This is a genomic window from Rhizobium centroccidentale, from assembly GCF_030182565.1.
Lineage (GTDB): Bacteria > Pseudomonadota > Alphaproteobacteria > Rhizobiales > Rhizobiaceae > Rhizobium.
In genome coordinates this window covers 150,625-169,283 of sequence record NZ_JAQJCG010000013.1, presented here as the reverse complement: position 1 = coordinate 169,283, position 18,659 = coordinate 150,625, and the positions used below count along the sequence as shown (strand labels likewise).

The 18,659-nt window shown below is 60.4% G+C and carries 15 protein-coding genes; 8 read left to right on the top strand and 7 right to left on the bottom strand.

Annotated elements, in window-relative coordinates:
* Position 1: 1 nt before the first annotated feature.
* Positions 2-1,033, bottom strand: coding sequence for a substrate-binding domain-containing protein (locus PH562_RS18455; protein WP_285174526.1), 1,032 nt, complete (start codon positions 1,031-1,033; stop codon positions 2-4).
* Between the two features lie 312 nt (positions 1,034-1,345).
* Here PH562_RS18455 and PH562_RS18450 point away from each other — a divergent pair, with 312 nt between their 5' ends.
* The 6 genes from PH562_RS18450 (at position 1,346) to PH562_RS18425 (ending at position 8,347) form a co-directional block, all read left to right on the top strand.
* Positions 1,346-2,707: an ABC transporter substrate-binding protein gene (locus PH562_RS18450; protein WP_285174524.1), complete on the top strand. Its 1,362-nt coding sequence runs from the start codon at positions 1,346-1,348 to the stop codon at positions 2,705-2,707.
* Positions 2,708-2,831: 124 nt separating this feature from the next.
* Positions 2,832-3,848, top strand: coding sequence for a carbohydrate ABC transporter permease (locus PH562_RS18445; protein WP_285174522.1), 1,017 nt, complete (start codon positions 2,832-2,834; stop codon positions 3,846-3,848).
* A gap of 1 nt (position 3,849) precedes the next feature.
* Complete coding sequence (locus tag PH562_RS18440) at positions 3,850-5,004, top strand: carbohydrate ABC transporter permease (protein ID WP_113232182.1); 1,155 nt, start codon at positions 3,850-3,852, stop codon at positions 5,002-5,004.
* A gap of 36 nt (positions 5,005-5,040) precedes the next feature.
* On the top strand, positions 5,041-6,693 hold the full coding sequence (gene bglA, locus PH562_RS18435; protein ID WP_285174519.1) for a beta-galactosidase BglA: 1,653 nt from the start codon (positions 5,041-5,043) through the stop codon (positions 6,691-6,693).
* A gap of 21 nt (positions 6,694-6,714) precedes the next feature.
* Positions 6,715-7,803, top strand: coding sequence for an ABC transporter ATP-binding protein (locus tag PH562_RS18430; RefSeq protein WP_113232180.1), 1,089 nt, complete (start codon positions 6,715-6,717; stop codon positions 7,801-7,803).
* Between the two features lie 190 nt (positions 7,804-7,993).
* On the top strand, positions 7,994-8,347 hold the full coding sequence (locus tag PH562_RS18425; RefSeq protein ID WP_112335318.1) for a hypothetical protein: 354 nt from the start codon (positions 7,994-7,996) through the stop codon (positions 8,345-8,347).
* 48 nt (positions 8,348-8,395) lie between these two features.
* Here the strand turns inward: PH562_RS18425 and PH562_RS18420 are convergent, their stop codons facing one another.
* The gene (locus PH562_RS18420) at positions 8,396-8,992 is read right to left on the bottom strand and encodes a TetR/AcrR family transcriptional regulator (protein WP_285174515.1); all 597 of its coding nucleotides are present in this window, start codon (positions 8,990-8,992) and stop codon (positions 8,396-8,398) included.
* A gap of 314 nt (positions 8,993-9,306) precedes the next feature.
* Between PH562_RS18420 and PH562_RS18415 the strand changes: the two genes are divergently transcribed.
* Positions 9,307-10,119, top strand: a complete 813-nt coding sequence (locus PH562_RS18415; RefSeq protein ID WP_285174585.1) for a DUF3313 domain-containing protein — start codon at positions 9,307-9,309, stop codon at positions 10,117-10,119.
* A gap of 41 nt (positions 10,120-10,160) precedes the next feature.
* Here the strand turns inward: PH562_RS18415 and edd are convergent, their stop codons facing one another.
* From edd to PH562_RS18390, 5 genes are all read right to left on the bottom strand, one after another.
* Positions 10,161-11,984, bottom strand: a complete 1,824-nt coding sequence (gene edd, locus PH562_RS18410) for a phosphogluconate dehydratase (protein WP_285174513.1) — start codon at positions 11,982-11,984, stop codon at positions 10,161-10,163.
* 169 nt (positions 11,985-12,153) lie between these two features.
* Positions 12,154-12,852 (bottom strand): 6-phosphogluconolactonase, encoded by a 699-nt coding sequence (gene pgl, locus PH562_RS18405; RefSeq protein ID WP_285174511.1) that lies wholly within the window; start codon positions 12,850-12,852, stop codon positions 12,154-12,156.
* Between the two features lie 15 nt (positions 12,853-12,867).
* A complete protein-coding gene (gene zwf, locus PH562_RS18400; RefSeq protein ID WP_285174509.1) occupies positions 12,868-14,343 on the bottom strand; it encodes a glucose-6-phosphate dehydrogenase in 1,476 nt (491 codons plus the stop codon).
* 132 nt (positions 14,344-14,475) lie between these two features.
* On the bottom strand, positions 14,476-15,774 hold the full coding sequence (locus tag PH562_RS18395) for an NAD(P)/FAD-dependent oxidoreductase (RefSeq protein WP_285174507.1): 1,299 nt from the start codon (positions 15,772-15,774) through the stop codon (positions 14,476-14,478).
* An 11-nt stretch (positions 15,775-15,785) separates the two neighbouring features.
* The gene (locus PH562_RS18390; RefSeq protein WP_285174505.1) at positions 15,786-17,222 is read right to left on the bottom strand and encodes a glutamine synthetase family protein; all 1,437 of its coding nucleotides are present in this window, start codon (positions 17,220-17,222) and stop codon (positions 15,786-15,788) included.
* A 138-nt stretch (positions 17,223-17,360) separates the two neighbouring features.
* On the opposite strand from PH562_RS18390, the gene PH562_RS18385 reads away from it, so the two are divergent.
* Positions 17,361-18,542 (top strand): BaiN/RdsA family NAD(P)/FAD-dependent oxidoreductase, encoded by a 1,182-nt coding sequence (locus tag PH562_RS18385; RefSeq protein WP_285174504.1) that lies wholly within the window; start codon positions 17,361-17,363, stop codon positions 18,540-18,542.
* The last annotated feature ends 117 nt before the right edge of the window (positions 18,543-18,659 follow it).

The following is an 18,659-nucleotide window of genomic DNA, read 5'->3' as shown; positions in this document are numbered from 1 at the left end:
ATCAATCGGCCGGCGCAACGCCGGTCGAGGCGCGCACGATCAGTTCCGCTTTCCATAGTTCCTGGGCGGGGAAGGTATCCGTGTGCTTGATTTCGCCGATCAGCCGCTCGGCGATGCGCACGCCGGCGGCTCGCAGGGACGAGCGGGTGGTCGTCAGCGGCACGGTGAAGTTTTCCGGCTTGAGCAAGGTCAGCACGTCGTCGTGCGCGATCATCGATATGTCTTCGCCCAGTTTCAGCTTTGCCTGATTGATGGCGCGAACGGCGCCGAGCGCCAATACGGTACTGGAGCAGAGCACCGCAGTTGGGCGCTTGTCCTTTTCGATTTGGAGGATGCGTTCCATGGCTAACAAGCCCTGTTCATCCGTCATCGGCGTATGGCTGACGCAGGCTTCGTCGAGCGTCAGGCCACGCTCGGCAAGGGCTGCATCCATGCCGTTCTTCCGGCGAATGGCGAAATCGAAATAGATCGGGCCGTTCAAGAGGGCAAAGCGCCGGTGTCCGAGCTGCAGCAGCAGCTTCGTGGCGTCGTAGAAGGCGGCTTCATTGTCGATGTCGAGGAAAGGATAGTCGGGCTCGGAGCCTATGGAGCGTCCATGCACGAGGAAAGGCATGGATAGCGACTTCAGCATCTCCAGGCGCGGATCGTGGCCGCGCATGTAATTGACGAAGAGGGCATCGACATTGCCGCTGGCCGCCAATCGCCTGAGGGCGCCGACCTCATCATTCGGATCCGCCGGCGTCAGGACGAAATGGAAGTCGTGCCGCAAGGCTTCCTCGCCGAGGCCGGTCAGAAACTCCGAGAAGTGCACATCCGAGGAATTGCCGGGCGAGGTCGGCATGACAAGCCCGATCGAGCCGGCCTTGCCAGTTGCAAGTCTTTGAGCTGCCTTATTGGGGCGATAGCCTGTTTCCCGAACCGCTTTGAGAACGCGCTCGCGAGTCTCGTGATTGACTTCCGGATATCCGTTCAATGCCCGGCTGACTGTCGTCTGCGACAGCCCCAGCATGTGCGATAGCTGCTTCAGATTCACGGTGTTTCGGCTCCTCCAACTGCATGCCGCCACGATGCCGAGACAACCTCCCGAAAAGTCTCAGGCTTTCAAAGCGCTTTCAATTATGTAGCAGCAGAAGCGTGGGAGACAAGATAATTAGTAAAAAATCGACATGCATTCTATGCTGCAGCGCGAGAATTGCTGTGTATACTGGCTGAAATCTGAAAATCGCTTGACTTTATCCCGCTCTCAATGGATGACAGACGTAGCCAAAGCGCTTTGAGGAAATGGGGCGCACAGCACAAAACAGTGTCTGGGCTCATGGGTTTCGTTATTTGGGAGGACAACCGCATGAAGAAAATGTTTCTTATGACCGTCGCTGCCGCCGCTCTGGTGGCCGGTACGGCGATGGCTGCCGATCTGAAGTTCCAGCCGGGCCAGGACTCCAAGTTCAACTGGAAGAGCTATGACGACTTCAAGGCGGCCCATGCCGACCTGAAGGGCGAGACGCTGACCATTTTCGGCCCCTGGCGCGGCGAGGACGAGGCTCTCTTCACCAGCATCCTGAACTATTTCACCGAAGCGACCGGCGTGAACGCCAAATATTCGTCCTCGGAAAACTATGAGCAGCAGATCGTCATCGACACGCAGGCTGGCTCGCCGCCGAACGTCGCCATTCTCCCGCAGCCGGGCCTGCTCGCCAACCTTGCCAGCAAGGGCTATCTGACGCCGCTCGGTGATGATCTCGCAAGCTGGGTCAAGACCAATTACGGTGCCGGCGACAGCTGGGTCGGCTACGGCACCTACAAGGGCAAGGACGGAAAGGACGCCTTCTATGCCTTCCCCTACAAGGCCGATCTGAAGTCGCTGGTCTGGTACGTTCCGGAAAACTTCGAGGAAGCCGGCTACAAGGTTCCGACGACTATGGAGGACCTGATCAAGCTTTCGGATCAGATCGTCAAGGATGGCGGCACCCCCTGGTGCATCGGCCTCGGTTCGGGCGGTGCGACCGGTTGGCCGGCAACCGATTGGGTCGAAGATCTGATGCTGCGCCTCAATACGCCGCAGGATTACGACCACTGGGTCGATAACTCGCTGAAGTTCAACGATCCGAAGGTCGTTGCCGCCATCGAGGAATTCGGCAAGTTCTCAAAGAATCCGAAATATGTTGCCGGCGGCGTTGCGGCCGTTGCCTCGACCGACTTCCGCGACAGCCCGAAGGGCCTCTTCACGGTTCCGCCGAAGTGCTACCTGCACAAGCAGGCATCCTTCATCCCATCCTTCTTCCCGGAAGGCACCAAGCTCGGCCAGGATGCGGACTTCTTCTACTTCCCGCCCAGCGCCGCGCATCCTGAACTCGGTAAGCCGGTTCTCGGCGCCGGCACGCTAGCAGCCATCACCAAGGATTCGAAGGCCGCCCGCGCCTTTATCCAGTTCCTCCAGACGCCGATCGCCCAGGAAGTCTGGATGGCCCAGTCCGGCTTCCTGACGCCGTACAAGTCCGTCAACACGGCTGCCTACGCCAATGACACGCTGCGCAAGGAAGGCGAAATCCTGACCACGGCCACCACGTTCCGCTTCGACGGTTCCGACCTGATGCCGGGCAAGATCGGTGCAGGCTCGTTCTGGACGGGCATGGTCGATTTCGTCGGCGGCAAGTCCGCTCAGGATGTAGCCGACGGTATCCAGAAGTCCTGGGACGCCATCAAGTAGGACATCATAGCCCTATCGCCGCCGGCAACTCGCCGGCGGCGCCATACTGCATATGACGACGCGCCCTTCAGCGCGGCCGATGCCCGACTGATGGACAAAAGAAGATAATTCGGGGAGGGAAGGGATGTTTTCGCAGATCGTATCGGCGATTGGCGCCATGATATTCGGCGTTGCCATTTGCGCCGCTTATTTCTGGTTTTCCAACAAGCTCTTGGATTTGATCTTTCCGGCAAGGGAAGGGGACGACGTTCATCGAGCGGCCGTCAACCTTCGTCGCCGTGGTCTCATCCGCCCCTGGCTGTTCCTGGGGCCGGCCTTGTTCCTGCTCGTCGTCTACCTCGTCTATCCTGTCGTCGCGACCTTCATCCTGTCTTTCTACGGCCCGGACGGCAGCAAATTCGTCGGCGGCGCCAACTATCTCTGGGCACTCAACGACACTGAATTCCGCCAGTCGATTTTCAACAACATCCTCTGGCTTGCCGTGGTGCCGGCCGCCTGCACCTTCTTCGGCCTCGTCATCGCCGTCATGACCGACCGCATCTGGTGGGGTAATCTCGCCAAGGCCGTCATCTTCATGCCGATGGCGATCTCGTTTGTCGGCGCTTCCGTCATCTGGAAGTTTATCTATGAATATCGCGGTGGCACGGATACGCAGATCGGCCTTCTGAATGCCGTCGTCCAGCTGTTCGGCGGCACACCGGAGGTCTGGATCACCATTCCGTTCTGGAACAACTTCTTCCTGATGGTCATGCTGATCTGGATCCAGACCGGCTTTGCTATGGTCATCCTCTCGGCGGCTCTACGCGGCATTCCCGAGGAAACCATTGAGGCTGCCGTCATCGACGGCGCCAATGGCTGGCAGATCTTCTGGAAAATCATGGTGCCGCAGGTCTGGGGCACGATCGCCACGGTCTGGACCACGATCACCATCCTCGTCCTCAAGGTATTCGATATCGTGCTGACCATGACCAACGGCCAGTGGAACACGATGGTGCTTGCCAACCTGATGTTCAATTGGATGTTCCGTGGCGGCGGCGACAGCGGCCGAAGCGCCGTCATAGCGCTCGTCATCATGGTCGCGGTCACGCCGATCATGATCTGGAACATCCGCCGCGCAAACGCTGAGACGAAGGGGCGCTGACATGATTGGAAATCTCGGTCGCATCGGTCCTGCCCGCATCTTCGTTCACGCCGCGGTATTGCTCATCGTCCTGCTCTGGCTGTTGCCGACGCTCGGCATCTTCGTCACCGCACTGCGCGACAAGGATCAGATCGTCGCTTCCGGCTGGTGGACGGCCTTTGCCGGCTCGTCGCGCACCACGGCCGCCCGCCTCGACGGTCCGGATAAGGCCAAGCCCGACGGCGCAAATTTCGTGATATCAGGCACGCTCGCCGTCGAAGGCGGCGGCAAGATCCAGTCCTTCGGCCTGCGCGTGCAGGAGCCGGCAGCCTACAAGGCTGGCGCTCCCGCCGCGCTGGAAAATGGTGAGACGCTAACGATCAACTCTGATGGTAGCTACAGCTACCAGAAGAACGGCCCGTTTGGGGCGGATGCACGTGCTAAGCGCGTCTATTTGACGGTCGCGACGCCGCCGCAATTCACGCTGGACAACTATCGCAACGTGCTCGGCGGTGAGGGTATCGGCCAGTCCTTCATCAATTCGCTGACGGTGACGATCCCGGCGACGGTCATTCCGATCCTGATCGCCGCCTTCGCCGCCTATGCGCTTGCCTGGATGGAGTTTCCCGGCCGCGCGATCCTGATTGCGCTCGTCGTCGGCTTGATCGTCGTGCCGCTGCAGATGTCGCTGATTCCGCTTCTGCGCATCTATAACGAAATTGGCCAGATGTTCGGCGTGCCGTCGAAGACCTATCCCGGCATCTGGCTGGCGCATACGGCCTTCGGTCTGCCGCTCGCCATCTATCTCCTGCGCAATTACATTGCCGGCCTGCCGAAGGAAATCATCGAATCCGCCCGCGTCGATGGCGCCAGCGATTTCGATATCTTCGTCAAGATCATCCTGCCGCTGTCATTCCCGGCACTGGCCTCCTTCGCGATCTTCCAGTTCCTCTGGGTGTGGAACGACCTTCTGATCGCCATGGTCTTCCTCGGCACCGACAAGGATCACCTCGTGCTCACCGCCGCCCTCAACGCGCTGCTCGGCTCGCGCGGCGGCAACTGGGAAATCCTGACGGCCTCGGCCTTCGTCACCATCCTTATCCCACTCCTCGTCTTCTTTGGTCTGCAGCGCTACCTCGTGCGCGGTCTGCTCGCCGGGTCGGTGAAGGGGGGCTGATCCAAAATCATATTATCCAGACAGGACCCATACAGCATGAGCATTGCCCTTCAATCGGCTTTAGACGTTGACAAGGACTGGTGGCGCGGCGCGGTGATCTATCAGATCTATCCGCGCTCCTATCAGGACTCCAATGGTGACGGCATCGGCGATCTCAAGGGCATCGCCGTCCGTCTGCCGCATGTCGCGGCGCTCGGCGTGGATGCAATTTGGATTTCGCCCTTCTTCACCTCGCCGATGCGCGATTTCGGCTACGACGTCTCCAATTATGAGGACGTCGATCCGATCTTCGGTTCGCTGGCCGATTTCGATGCGATGGTGACGGAAGCTCATCGTCTCGGCATCAAGGTGATGATCGATCTGGTGCTGTCGCACAGCTCGGATCGCCATCCCTGGTTCGTCGAAAGCCGCTCGAGCAAGGATAACCCGAAGGCTGATTGGTACGTCTGGGCCAATGCCAAGCCGGACGGCACGCCGCCCAACAACTGGCTGTCGATTTTCGGCGGCTCGGCCTGGGCGTGGGATCCGACCCGCATGCAATATTACCTGCACAACTTCCTGACCTCGCAGCCGGATATGAACCTGCATAATCCCGAGGTGCAGGACCGCTTGCTCGACGTCGTCCGTTTCTGGCTCGACCGCGGCGTCGATGGCTTCCGTCTCGACACCATCAACTTCTATTTCCACGACAAGGAATTGCGCGACAATCCGGCGCTGGAGCCTTCGCGCCGCAACGCGTCCACGGCACCGGCCGTCAATCCCTATAATTTTCAGGAACATCTCTACGACAAGAATCGTCCCGAGAACCTGGAGTTCCTCAAGCGCTTCCGTGCCGTGCTCGACGAATATCCGGCGATTGCCGCCGTCGGCGAAGTCGGCGATAGCCAGCGCGGCCTCGAGATCGTCGGCGAATACACATCCGGCGGCGACAAGATGCATATGTGCTATGCTTTCGAATTCCTGGCGCCGGATGCCCTGTCGCCGGATCGCGTCGAAGAGGTGATGAACGACTTTGACAAGGCAGCTCCGCAAGGCTGGGCTTGCTGGGCCTTCTCCAACCACGACGTCGTGCGCCATGTCAGCCGCTGGGGCAATCTGGTGGCCGATCGCGATGCTTTCGCCAAGCTCTATGCGGCGCTGCTGCTGACCCTGCGCGGCTCCGTATGCATCTATCAGGGCGAGGAACTGGCACTGACGGAAGCGGATCTTGCCTACCAGGATCTGCAGGACCCCTACGGCATCCAATTCTGGCCGGAGTTCAAGGGCCGCGATGGTTGCCGCACGCCGATGGTCTGGGACAGCCAGGTGGCGCAGGGCGGATTCTCGACGGTGAAGCCGTGGCTGCCGGTGCCGGTCGAACACATTCTGCGTGCCGTCAGCGTCCAGCAGGGCGATGAAAATTCGGTGCTGGAGCAGTACCGCCGCTTCCTCGCCTTCCGCCAGCAGCATCCGGCCTTCGCCAAGGGCGAGATTGCCTTTTCGGAGCCGCAGGGCGACGTGCTGATCTACACCCGCACTTATGCCGGCGAGACCATTCTCTGCGTCTTCAACATGAGCCCTGTCGAAACGCTGTCAACTTTGCCTGATGGCAATTGGCAGGCGTTGACGGGACACGGCTTTACCAGCAACAACTACGGCAACAAGATCGATATTCCGGCCTGGGGCGCTTACTTCGCGCGTCTCGCCTGACCTTTGGGAGGAGGAAGCATAATGACGGGACTTGTTCTGAGGGATATCAAGAAATCCTACGGCAGCGTGCATGTGCTGCACGGCATCGATCTGGAGATCAATGAAGGCGAGTTCATCGTCTTCGTCGGTCCCTCCGGCTGCGGCAAGTCCACCTTGCTCAGGATGATTGCCGGGCTGGAGAGCATCACGGCCGGGGATATGATGATCGCCGGTCAGAAGGTGAATGAGGTGCCGCCGTCGCGGCGCGGCATCGCCATGGTCTTCCAGTCCTATGCCCTCTATCCGCATATGACCGTCTACGACAACATGGCCTTCGGCATGCGCATTGCCGGCGAAAGCAAGCAGGAGATTGACCGTCGTGTGCGGGCGGCGGCAGCGAGCCTGCAGCTCACGCAATATCTGGAGCGTCTGCCCAAGGCGCTCTCGGGCGGTCAGCGCCAGCGCGTCGCCATCGGCCGCGCCATCTGCCGCAACCCCAAGGTTTTCCTGTTCGACGAACCGCTGTCGAACCTCGACGCCGCCCTGCGCGTCGCGACCCGCATCGAGATTGCCAAACTCAGCGATTCCATGCCCGAGACGACGATGATCTACGTCACCCACGACCAGGTGGAGGCCATGACGCTGGCCGACCGTATTGTCGTGCTGTCGGCCGGCCGTGTCGAGCAGGTCGGTGCTCCCCTTGAACTCTACGAGCGCCCGGCCAATCTGTTCGTCGCCAAGTTCATCGGCTCGCCGGCCATGAACATCATCCCCGCTACCGTGACCGAAACAGGCGCAACGACGACCGTGACGCTAACGGGCGGCAAGGCCGTGACGCTGGACGTACCGACGGAGGCGTCCGAGAAGGGCAAGACGGCGAGCTTCGGTGTGCGTCCGGAAGACCTGCGTGTCGCGACCGGTGACGACTATCTTTTCGAAGGTGAGGTCTCCATCGTCGAGGCGCTTGGCGAAGTGACGCAGCTCTATCTCGAAGGCCTGGTCGATGGCGAGCCGATCATCGTCAAGATCCCCGGCATTGCCGATATTCACCGCGGCCAAAAGATGCGTTTTGCCGCCGACCGTCAGAAGCTGCATCTTTTCGACGCCAGCGGCCACTCCTATCGCAAGTAGGCGCTTACCGGATGCCCCGGCTCAAGTAAAAATGAACAACAAAATTCATCTTGGGCCGGCGCACTCAAACCTTCTGTTAAAGACCGGCTGATAGTCTCCTTTTCATAATATACTTCAGGGGTCCATCAAGATGGCCGCGTTCGGCAGAGCTAATTCGGGTCAGCATTTCCTTAATAAGGAAGAATCCTTCATGTATGACCGCGAAGTGCGGTTTCGCATGGAGGACACCATGAATGCCGCCCGCCTCGAATACACTGAAAAGGGCGTGATGAATCTTGCGTCGCGCCGCTGCGATATTATCCGTATCTCGCAGAGCAGCGCGGTTCTTGCGATTCTCACCCAGTATAATCTGCCGAAGCAGTTCTATCTGGATATTCCTGACGCCCGCATCACCAAGGTCGGCTGTGTGTTGATGAAGGTCTTCTCCAACAACACGGTGGAAGTTCGTTTCCTGCGGCTTCTCACGGAGAAGGAAATGAACAAGATCTTCGTCTACAGCACGCATCCGGCCCACAAGAACCGCGTGCTCGATATTAGATCCTGATCAACGACCCACAGGAAGCGGCTTAGCACGCTCCGTTCGGCTGACGGATCAGATTTCCGTTCGCCATTTTGCGAGCGCATCCTCAAGATACTTGATCAGGGGCAGCCTGCCATTTTCCTGCAGCCATTTGTTGACCGAAAGGCGAAGCGGGCTCACTCCGATCATCGACACCAGCTGCAGACCGTCGCGGTCCCTGGTCGGAAACAACTCGCACAGGGCTTGGTAGGCGATTTGCTCAAGCTGCAAAGAGTTACCCCGTGAACGGGCGCGCAGGGTCTCGCTTTGACGTAAAAGCTTGGCAGTCTCCAGAAGCCGCGGCGCTTCCGCCTCGATGCGGGCCACAAGTCCGAGGGTGGCTTGATGGACGACCTCGAGCGGACGCCCGGCTGAGGCATTCTCCATGATGCCAGTCCGCAGTGCGTCCATATATCGGCGCTGGTGTGCCAGAAGAATATCGTCCTTGCCCTTGAAGTAATAAAAGAAAGTCCGCCGGGAAATACCGGCCGCTGCCGCAATCTCCTCGATCGTCGTTTCCTGATAGCCTTTCGCCAGAAAGGATTTCATTCCGGCGTCCGCTATGCGTTGAAAGGTCAGGCGGCGCTTGCATTCGCGCAGGCCTTCCGGCTTTGAGGTTGCATCTTGCATCTGGCCATTTTGGCATGAGTCGCAACGCTACTCAAATCATGGGAGGCCCCTGCGCCTCCCTCGCAGAGTTCTCAATTCGCGGTAAAATAATTCTTTCGCTTCGCCTTCCGATTGCCGCAAAGTAGCCAACATTAATTTTTACATCAAGTGCGATATTTAATGTTGATGCTGAATGTTCATAACCGGGTGCAGGAGCACAAACATCGATGCCAGCCAATGCAGTCCCAAATCACGATGGAAGTAAGACCTATGATCCATATGCCGCCGAAAGCCGTCGGAGGCGCGACATTTGCTCGATGGCTCTGCTGTTGAGCATGCTAGGAGGCTGCGCCGCCGCCCCGTTGGATCGGGCAGGATCCCTGCGGTCCTATGATGGCCTGACGCGATCGGACGGGCTGGTCGCGCACTCGCTTCTTCGGGTGAGCAGGGACGACGTTCTTGCGGCCAAGACCGTGAAGATCATTCCTACCGCCTTTTCCATGCGCGCCGAAAGCGCTGCCTTCACGTCCAAGCAGCGCGATCTCGTCACCAATGCCGTCGACAGAGCGCTTTGCTCCGGATTGAGCGAACGCTTCATCGTCGTCGGTCTATCGGAGCCGGCAGATCTGACCGTTCGCGCCGTCGTGACACAGGTCAGGGCAACAAATGCGACGGCTGTCGGCGTCTCGAAAGTCACATCCGTAGGCAAGAGCGTATTGCTGCCCGGCGTACCCGTGCCCGTCCCCCGCATTCCGATCGGCATGGGCAGCCTCTCGCTTGAGGCGGAGGCGCTTAATCCTCAGGGTGTGCAGAGAGCTGTCATGATCTGGGGACGTGGTGCAAACGCATTTTTTGATTCGGGCACCGTCGCCAAGGAGGGGGATGCCTATAGCCTCGCCGCCAAATTCGGCGGCGATTTCAGCAAGATGCTGGTCAAGGGCAAGACGCCTTTCGGAGCGACGCCCTCGTTCCCTTCCAGGGCAAAACTCGCGGCTCTCGTCGGTCGAACGCCCAAGTATGAGGCCTGCAAGGCATTCGGGAAGTCGCCGGGCGTGACGGGTTTCGTCGGAGCACGCCTCGGTCTTCCACCGGCATGGACGGACAAGGCTCCGCCGGAAGCAGGAACCATGGCATCGAAAGTTCCCTGATGAGCCTTTGATGCCGTTCTGCTGAAATCCGGCGGACTATCTCAATGGCGGAACAGCACGCTTGCGCCCTGATCCGCCGGTCCCGCGGCGTGGCGGAACGGAGCGAAGAGTTCGCGCCCCATGCCGAATTCGTTCGCCGAGAGATCCGCCACCACCGGCTCGCGCTCCGCCATATCGGCGGCATCGACCAGCACCTCCAGCGTACCGGCAATCGCATCGATGCGGATGATATCGCCTTCCCGGATGCGGGAGATCGGGCCGCCGTCGATAGCCTCCGGCGTCACATGGATGGCGGCCGGCACCTTGCCCGAGGCGCCGGACATGCGGCCGTCGGTCAGGAGCGCCACGCGGAAACCACGGTCCTGCAGCACGCCGAGCGCTGGCGTCAGCTTGTGCAGTTCCGGCATGCCGTTGGCTTTCGGCCCTTGGAAGCGTACGACGGCGACGAAATCGCGGTTCAGCTTGCCGTCCTTGAAGGCCTGCTGCATTTCCAGTTGATCGTGGAAGATCACGGCCGGCGCTTCGATGATGTGGCGCTCCGGCTTGACGGCGGAGATTTTGATGACCGCCTTGCCGATATTGCCGCGCAGCATCTTCAGCCCGCCATTGCTCTGGAAAGGCGTGTCGATGCTTGCCAGCACCTTCGGGTCGTGGCTTTTTTCCGGAGCGGGTTCGCGTACGACATTGCCGTCGGCGCCGAGCTTGACGTCGATGGAGTAGCTGCCGAGACCGTGGCCGTAGACGGTGCGAACATCGTCGTGCAGCAGCCCCTTCTTCAGAAGTTCCTTGATGAGGAAGCCCATGCCGCCAGCAGCATGGAAATGATTCACGTCGGCAAGCCCGTTCGGATAGACGCGGGCAAGCAGCGGGATGATGTCCGAAAGCTCGGAAATATCCTGCCAGGTAAGCACGATACCGGCGGCGCGCGCCATGGCGACGATGTGCATCGTATGGTTCGTCGAGCCACCGGTCGCATGCAGGCCGACGACGCCGTTGACGATCGAGCGTTCGTCGATCATCTCGCCGGCCGGTGTGAACTCATTGCCCATGGCTGTGATGGCAAGCGCGCGCTTGGTCGCCTCGCGTGTCAAGGCTTCGCGCAGCGGCGTGCCGGGATTGATGAAGGAGGCGCCCGGCATGTGGAAGCCCATGATCTCCATCAGCATCTGGTTCGAATTGGCCGTACCGTAGAAGGTGCAGGTGCCGGGACCGTGATAGGACTTCGATTCCGCTTCGAGAAGTTCGGCGCGGCCGACCTTGCCTTCGGCATAGAGCTGGCGCACGCGCGACTTCTCGTCGTTCGGCAGGCCCGAGGTCATCGGTCCGGCCGGAATGAAGACAGCGGGCAGATGGCCGAAGGAGAGGGCGGCTATGACGAGGCCCGGGACGATCTTGTCGCAGACGCCGAGGAAGACGGCGGCATCGAACATATTGTGCGACAGGCCGACGGCTGCCGACATGGCAATCAGATCGCGCGAGAAAAGCGAAAGTTCCATGCCGGGCTGTCCCTGCGTAACGCCGTCGCACATGGCCGGCACACCGCCGGCAACCTGGGCGATGCCGCCCGCTTCGGCCGCCGCTTCGCGGATGATCGCAGGATAGGTCTCGAAAGGCTGATGCGCAGAGAGCATGTCGTTATAGGAGGTGATGATCCCGAGATTGGGCACCTGGTCTCCCGCCAGCGCGTCCTTCTCGGAGGGGGAACAGATGGCGAAGCCATGCGCAAGGTTGGCGCAGCCGAGCACGGAGCGTTGCGCTCCCTTGCTCGCGGCGCTGCGCAGGCGGTCCAGATAGCGCTCGCGCGTCGGCTTCGAGCGCTCGACGATGCGTGCGGTAATCGCTGATATGCGGGCGTCAGCGGCCATGGTCGATCTGCCTCCGTCTGTTCTGCGCGATGCCCGTGAGATCTGTTTCGGTAAAGGGCACGGCGCGGGATCCAAAAGTCAATGCTCTGCCGCTGCACCCGCAAGGGCACATGGCGCAGCATAGGTTGCTGTGTCATTCAGGGTTCGATGACGAGGCCTGTCGGCCGTATCATGGAGCCCAATAAATCTCGACCGGGGAAGCCGCCCGGCGCAGCAAGGCGCGGATCGGCATCTCGGTTTCCTCGCCTGCTGCTTCGGCTTTGGCGAGAACCTCTTTCTTTCCTTCTCCCTCGATATGGAGCACCAGCAATCGGGCATCCTGAAGGCTGGAGAAAGTGAACGTCAGCCGCGGCTCGCCGGCACCTTCCGCTTCCATCGTGATGATGCCGCGCGGAGTGTCCGGATCGAGTGCGGTTGCGAGATTGCTGCCGCCCGGAAAGAAGGAAGCAGTGTGGCCGTCATTGCCCATGCCGAGGATGGCAACATCGAAGGGATGGCCGACGGCCTTAGTCTTTTCCGTGGCGATGGCGGCGGCCTCCTCGACGGAAGCCGCAGCCTGGTAGAGCGGAAGGAAGTTGGCGGCAGCCGCCTTGTCCTTCAGCAGGTTTTCCTGAACGAGCAGGTGGTTCGAGCGCGGATTATCCGCCGGCACGAACCGTTCGTCGACGAGGGTGACCGTCACCTTGCCCCAGTCGATCGAACGCGATGACAGCGCCTGGAAGAAGGCCTTCGGCGTGGAGCCGCCGGAGACCGCGATGCTTGCGGAGCCGCGGGCGGTAACCGCGGCCGAAAGGGTCTCGGCCACCTTGTCCGCGAGCTTGCCGGCGAGTTCGGCACCATTGGCAAAAGCATGCATGTTCGCTGTCATCGTTATCGTCCCGGTTTAGATATCGTCGTGCCAGGTGCGGCCGTCACGCTCGATGAGCGCGATAGCCTGGCTCGGACCCCAGGTGCCGGCCGTATAGCCCTGCACCTGCTGGCCGGCGTGTTCCCAACCCTTGAGGATCGGGTCCACCCACTTCCATGCGGCTTCCACTTCGTCGCGGCGCATGAACAGCGTCTGATTGGAACGGATGACGTCCATCAGCAGGCGCTCGTAGGCGTCCGGATTGCGAACGTTGAAGGCAGACGCAAAGCTCATGTCGAGCGAGACATTGCGCAGGCGCATGCCGCCCGGACCCGGATCCTTGATCATCAGCGACTGCTTGACGCCTTCATCCGGCTGCAGGCGAATGATCAGCTGGTTGGCAACGATGCGGCCGGCGGCCTGATCGAAGATGGTGTGCGGGATGTGCTTGAAGGTGATGACGATTTCCGACATGCGGCCGGCGAGACGCTTGCCGGTGCGGATGTAGAAGGGAACGCCAGCCCAGCGCCAGTTGCCGATCTCGGCCTTGATGGCGACGAAGGTTTCGGTGTTGGAGACGCCGCCTTCCAGTTCGTCGAGATAGCCCTTGACCGGGCCGCCTGCCGAAGCGCCGGCGCGATACTGGCCGCGAACCGTTGCCTGTTCGACATTGGAAGCGTCGATCGGCTTCAGTGCGCGCAGAACCTTCAGCTTCTCGTCGCGGACGGCTTCCGAATCCATGGAGGAGGGAATTTCCATCGCGGTCAAGCAAAGCAGCTGCAGGATGTGGTTCTGCACCATGTCGCGCAGCGCGCCGGCCGTGTCGTAATAGCCGGCGCGGCCTTCGAGACCGACCGATTCAGCGACGGTGATCTGCACGTGGTCGATATGGTTGGCGTTCCACAGCGGCTCATAGAGCGCGTTGGCAAAGCGCAGCGCCATCAGGTTCTGCACGGTTTCCTTGCCGAGATAATGGTCGATGCGGAAGATCTGCTCTTCCTTGAAGACCTTGCCGATCGTGTCGTTGAGCTGCAGGGCCGAGGCGAGGTCGCGGCCGATCGGCTTTTCGACGACGATGCGGGTCTGCTTGGTGATCAGCTTGTGATCATGGATCTTCTGCGAGATATCACCGAAAATGCCCGGAGCGACGGCGAGGTAGAAGGCGCGCACGCGTTCCTTGCCTTCGTCCAGAAGCTTCTTCAGTTGATCCCAGCCGGCATCGCTGCGGGCGTCGACGGGCACGTAGAACAGGCGAGCCAGGAACTTCTTGACCTCGGCGTCGTCATATTCGCCCTTCTTCAGATGTTCCTTAAGGGCGGCGTCGGCAAATTTGCGATATTCTTCATTGGAAAGCGCACTGCGCGAAGCGCCGATGATGCGGGTCGGCTCGGAAAACTGACCTTCGACCTGACGATGGTAAAGAGCGGGCAGGAGCTTGCGTTCGGCAAGGTCGCCGCTGCCGCCGAAAACGACATAATCAAATGGTTCAACGGGAATGATTTGGCTGCTCATGAGCTATCTCTCAATCGGTCTTGGTTGAGGCCCCTTTTAATCTAATCGATTTAAAAAGGCCAGTGTGCATCGCAAAATTCAGATGCGGCTTTTTAGAGCGGATTGCCGGCGGAAGAAATCATCTTCCGGTTTTCAAAACCTGTCGCGCAACGCAAACCACGAGAGCGCCAGGAACAGCAGAGGCGCCCGCATGCGCGCACCGCCGGGGAAGGGCGGAATGTTCAGCTCCTTAAACAGATGAAGTTCATCCGCATTCCCGAGAACCGTTTTCGCATAGAGTTTACCGCAATAATTTGACAGCATCACCCCATGGCCGGAATAGCCGCCGATGGAAGTGACTCCAGGCATGACTTCGCGCACGAAGGGCTGGCGCGGCATGGTGATGCCGACCGAACCGCCCCAGGCGTAATCGATGTTGATATCGCCGAGGGCCGGATAGATTTCGGTGATCTGCCGACGTATGTGCTGCGTTATGTCGCGTGGATTGTCCGCCGTATAGGCCTCGCGCCCGCCGAACAGCAGGCGTCCATCCTTGGATTTGCGGAAATAGCGCACGACGAATCGCGAATCGGCGACGGCTTCATTGCCGGGAAGAACCTGTGGGAAGCGGTCCAGCGGTTGCGTTGCGCCGATGAAGGAGCGGATCGGCATGACGTGACTTGCCGTCACCGGCTCCAGATTGCCGATATAGCCGTTGCAGGCGATCAGCACGCGGTCGGCGGTGATCTCGCCGCCATCCGTCTCGATAATGGTCTTGCCCTCCGCTTGGCGAAAGCCCTTTGCCTTGGTCATCTCAAAGAGGGCGGCACCGGCTTCGGCCGCGACGCGGGCAAGGCCGATAAGCAGCTTCAGCGGGTGGATATGGCCCGTGCCCATATCCCGGACGCCATAAAGATAGAATTGCGACCCCAGCCGCTCCTGGGTTTCAGCCTGATCCATAAAGGTCATGTGCGGATAGCCGTAGCGGGTCGCTGCGATCTCCGCATTGTCCATATAGTCGCGCTTGTAGCTGCGCTTGTGCGTGACATTCATCTGGCCGGGTAGGAAATCGATGTCGATGCCATGCTCGGCGGAGAAATCGAGAAGATGCCGCTTGGCGTCCTCGGCCAGATCGAAAAGAGCTTTGGAGCGTTCATAGCCGATCTTCTCTTCCATCTCTTCCGGCCACCAGCGCTGGCCGGTGCCGAGCTGCCCGCCGTTGCGGCCGGAGGCGCCGTCGCCGAAGCGGTTCGCGTCGATCAGAACGACCTCCGCGCCACCTTTGGCAAGATTGTAGGCGGCCTGAAGGCCGGTATAGCCGCCACCGATAATCGCGACATCTGCGCGGCGCGAGCCGTCGAGCTTCGGATAGCTCGTACGCGGGCCGACGGTCGCTTGGTAGAAGGAAAGGCCGGGCGCGATCGGGCTTTGCCATGTTTCCTGCAGCGTCATGGGCGCCTCCTTCACACGTTGAGCAGAAGGAATTCCCGCTCCCACGGGCTGATCACCTGCATGAAGGTTTCGAATTCGCCGCGCTTCACGCCGGCGTAGATACCGATGAAGTCCTTGCCGAACACCTCTTCGAAGGCCGGCTCGTCCTCCATCAACGCGATGGCTTCGAGGAGCCCGCGCGGCAGATCGATGGAGCCTTCATTGGCGGAATCCTCGGTCGGCGCCGTCGGCACCACCTGCTTCATGATGCCGAGCAGGCCGGAGGCGAGCGAGGCGGCAAGCGCCAGATAGGGGTTGGCGTCCGAACTCGGTAGCCGGTTTTCGACGCGCCGCGCCTGCGGATCGGAGACCGGCACGCGGAAGGCCGTGGTGCGGTTGTCGTAGCCCCAGGCATTGTTGACCGGGCAGGACATGTTCGGCGCCAGCCGGCGATAGGAATTCACATAGGGCGCCAGCATGGCGAGCGAGTTCGGCACGAAGCGCTGCATGCCGCCGATGAAATGGAAGAATTCGGGCGAGGGGCTGCCATCCGAATTGGTGAAGACGTTCTTGCCCGTCTCGATGTTGACCACCGACTGATGGATGTGCATCGCTGATCCCGGCTGGCTCTGCATCGGTTTGGCCATGAAGGTCGCGTAGATGCCGTGCTTCAGCGCCGCCTCTCGGATCGTGCGCTTGAACATGAACACCTGGTCGGCAAGCTCGATCGGATCGCCGTGGCGCAGGTTGATTTCCAGCTGGGCCGGCCCTTCCTCGTGGATCAGCGTGTCGATCTCGAGACCTTGCTTTTCCGAGAAGTGATAGATGTCATCGATCAGCTCGTCGAACTCGTTGATGCCGGCGATCGAATAGCCCTGACCGCCGAGAATCGAGCGGCCGGAACGGCCCTTCGGCGGGTGCAGCGGATAATCCGGATCGTCATTCTTGGCGACGAGATAGAATTCGATTTCCGGCGCCACCACCGGCTTCCAGCCGCGATCGCGATAGAGCCCCATGATGCGCTTCAGCACGTTGCGCGGCGTATAGGAGACTTCCTGTCCCTCGGAATTGACGATATCGCAGATCACCTGCGCAGTCGGGTCGGTTTCCCAGGGAACGACCGACAGGGTCGACAGGTCTGGGACCAGCTTCAGGTCGTTGTCGCGCGGCTCGTAGCGGAAGCTTTCGGTCTCTTCCGGATATTCGCCAGAGATCGTGTGGCGATAGATCGCCGAAGGCAGCGCCAGCGACGTGTTGGAGGTGAATTTCGAGGTCGGCATCATCTTGCCGCGTGGCACGCCGGCAAGGTCCGGCGTTATGCATTCTATGTCCTCGATCCCGCGTGCCCGCAGCCATTGCGCCGCTTCCTTCCAGTTTGCCACGCCGCGTGCCGATCTCAGTCCGGGAGGTACTATTGGTGCTTTCGAGACTGGTATGGAAGCTTTCAGCGGGGTCTTTCTCGCGGGCATAAAACACCGTATTTGGGTTGATCGGTGAGCGCATCATAACTGCAGTTCGCCAATTGGCGAGGGGGAAAACCGCTCGAACTTTCGCCGTATGATGGAAAAATGACAGCCGGGCGGGGCGAAGAGTGAAGAGGCGGAAACGTGATCGGCAGATATGATGTGATCGTCCTTGGCGCAGGCGCTGCGGGCATGATGTGCGCCATCCGCGCCGGCCTGCGCGGTCGGTCCGTTCTCGTGCTCGATCATGCCGCTGCACCCGGCGAGAAGATCCGCATTTCCGGCGGCGGCCGTTGCAACTTCACCAATATCAACGCCGGCCCGAAGAACTTCCTGTCCGCCAATACGCATTTTGCCAAATCGGCGCTGGCGCGTTTCACGCCTGCCGATTTTCTGGCCATGGTGGAGCGCCACGGCATCGCCTGGCACGAGAAGACGCTCGGCCAGCTTTTCTGCGATAATAGCGCCAAGGACATCATCCGCATGCTGACCGACGAGATGCGCGCGGCCGGTGCGCAACTGCGACTGCGAACGGAAATCAGCGGCATCGAGCAGAAGGCGGGCGGCTATCGCGTCAGCACGCCCGAAGGTGCCTTCGAAACATCCTCGCTGGTCGTCGCCACGGGCGGCAAGTCCATTCCCAAAATGGGGGCCACCGGTTTTGCCTATCGCATTGCCGAGCAATTCGGCTTGCCTGTCGTCGAAACGCGGCCAGGCCTTGTGCCGCTGACGCTCGATCCGCAATTGCTTCAGCGTCTGGCGCCGTTGTCGGGCATTGCTGCCCCCGCCGAGATCCGACACGGCAAGACGGCATTCCGCGAGGCCCTGCTCTTTACCCATCGCGGCCTCAGCGGCCCCGCCATTCTGCAGATTTCCTCCTATTGGCGGGAAGGCGAGGACATCACCGTCATGATCGAGCCAGATATCGACATTCTCGCACTGTTGAAGAAAGCCAAGCAGGTCAATGGCCGGCAATCGGCGCAGACGGCGCTTGCGGAAATCCTGCCGAAACGCCTGGCTCAGCATATTGTCGAGAGCGAGGGCATCTCCGGCAATATGGCCGATCTATCGGACAAACGCCTGCAGCAGCTTGCGGCTTCTATTCAGTCCTGGCAGGTCAAACCCTCGGGTTCGGAAGGCTATCGCACCGCTGAGGTGACGCTCGGCGGCATCGATACCGCTTGCCTCGATTCGCGGACGATGCAGGCAAAGACCATTCCCGGCCTGTTCTTCATCGGCGAATGCGTCGACGTGACCGGCTGGCTCGGCGGCTACAATTTCCAATGGGCGTGGGCCTCCGGGCATATAGCCGGCGAAGCAGCTTGAATTGCCGTTTCAAGGCCCTCTCGGCGCCTTGAGAAAATGGAACCCGCCTCTGTTTCTCGCGTTTTCCTTTCCTACATTAATTAGTGAATACATTGGCAGTTGCCGAAAGCACCATTT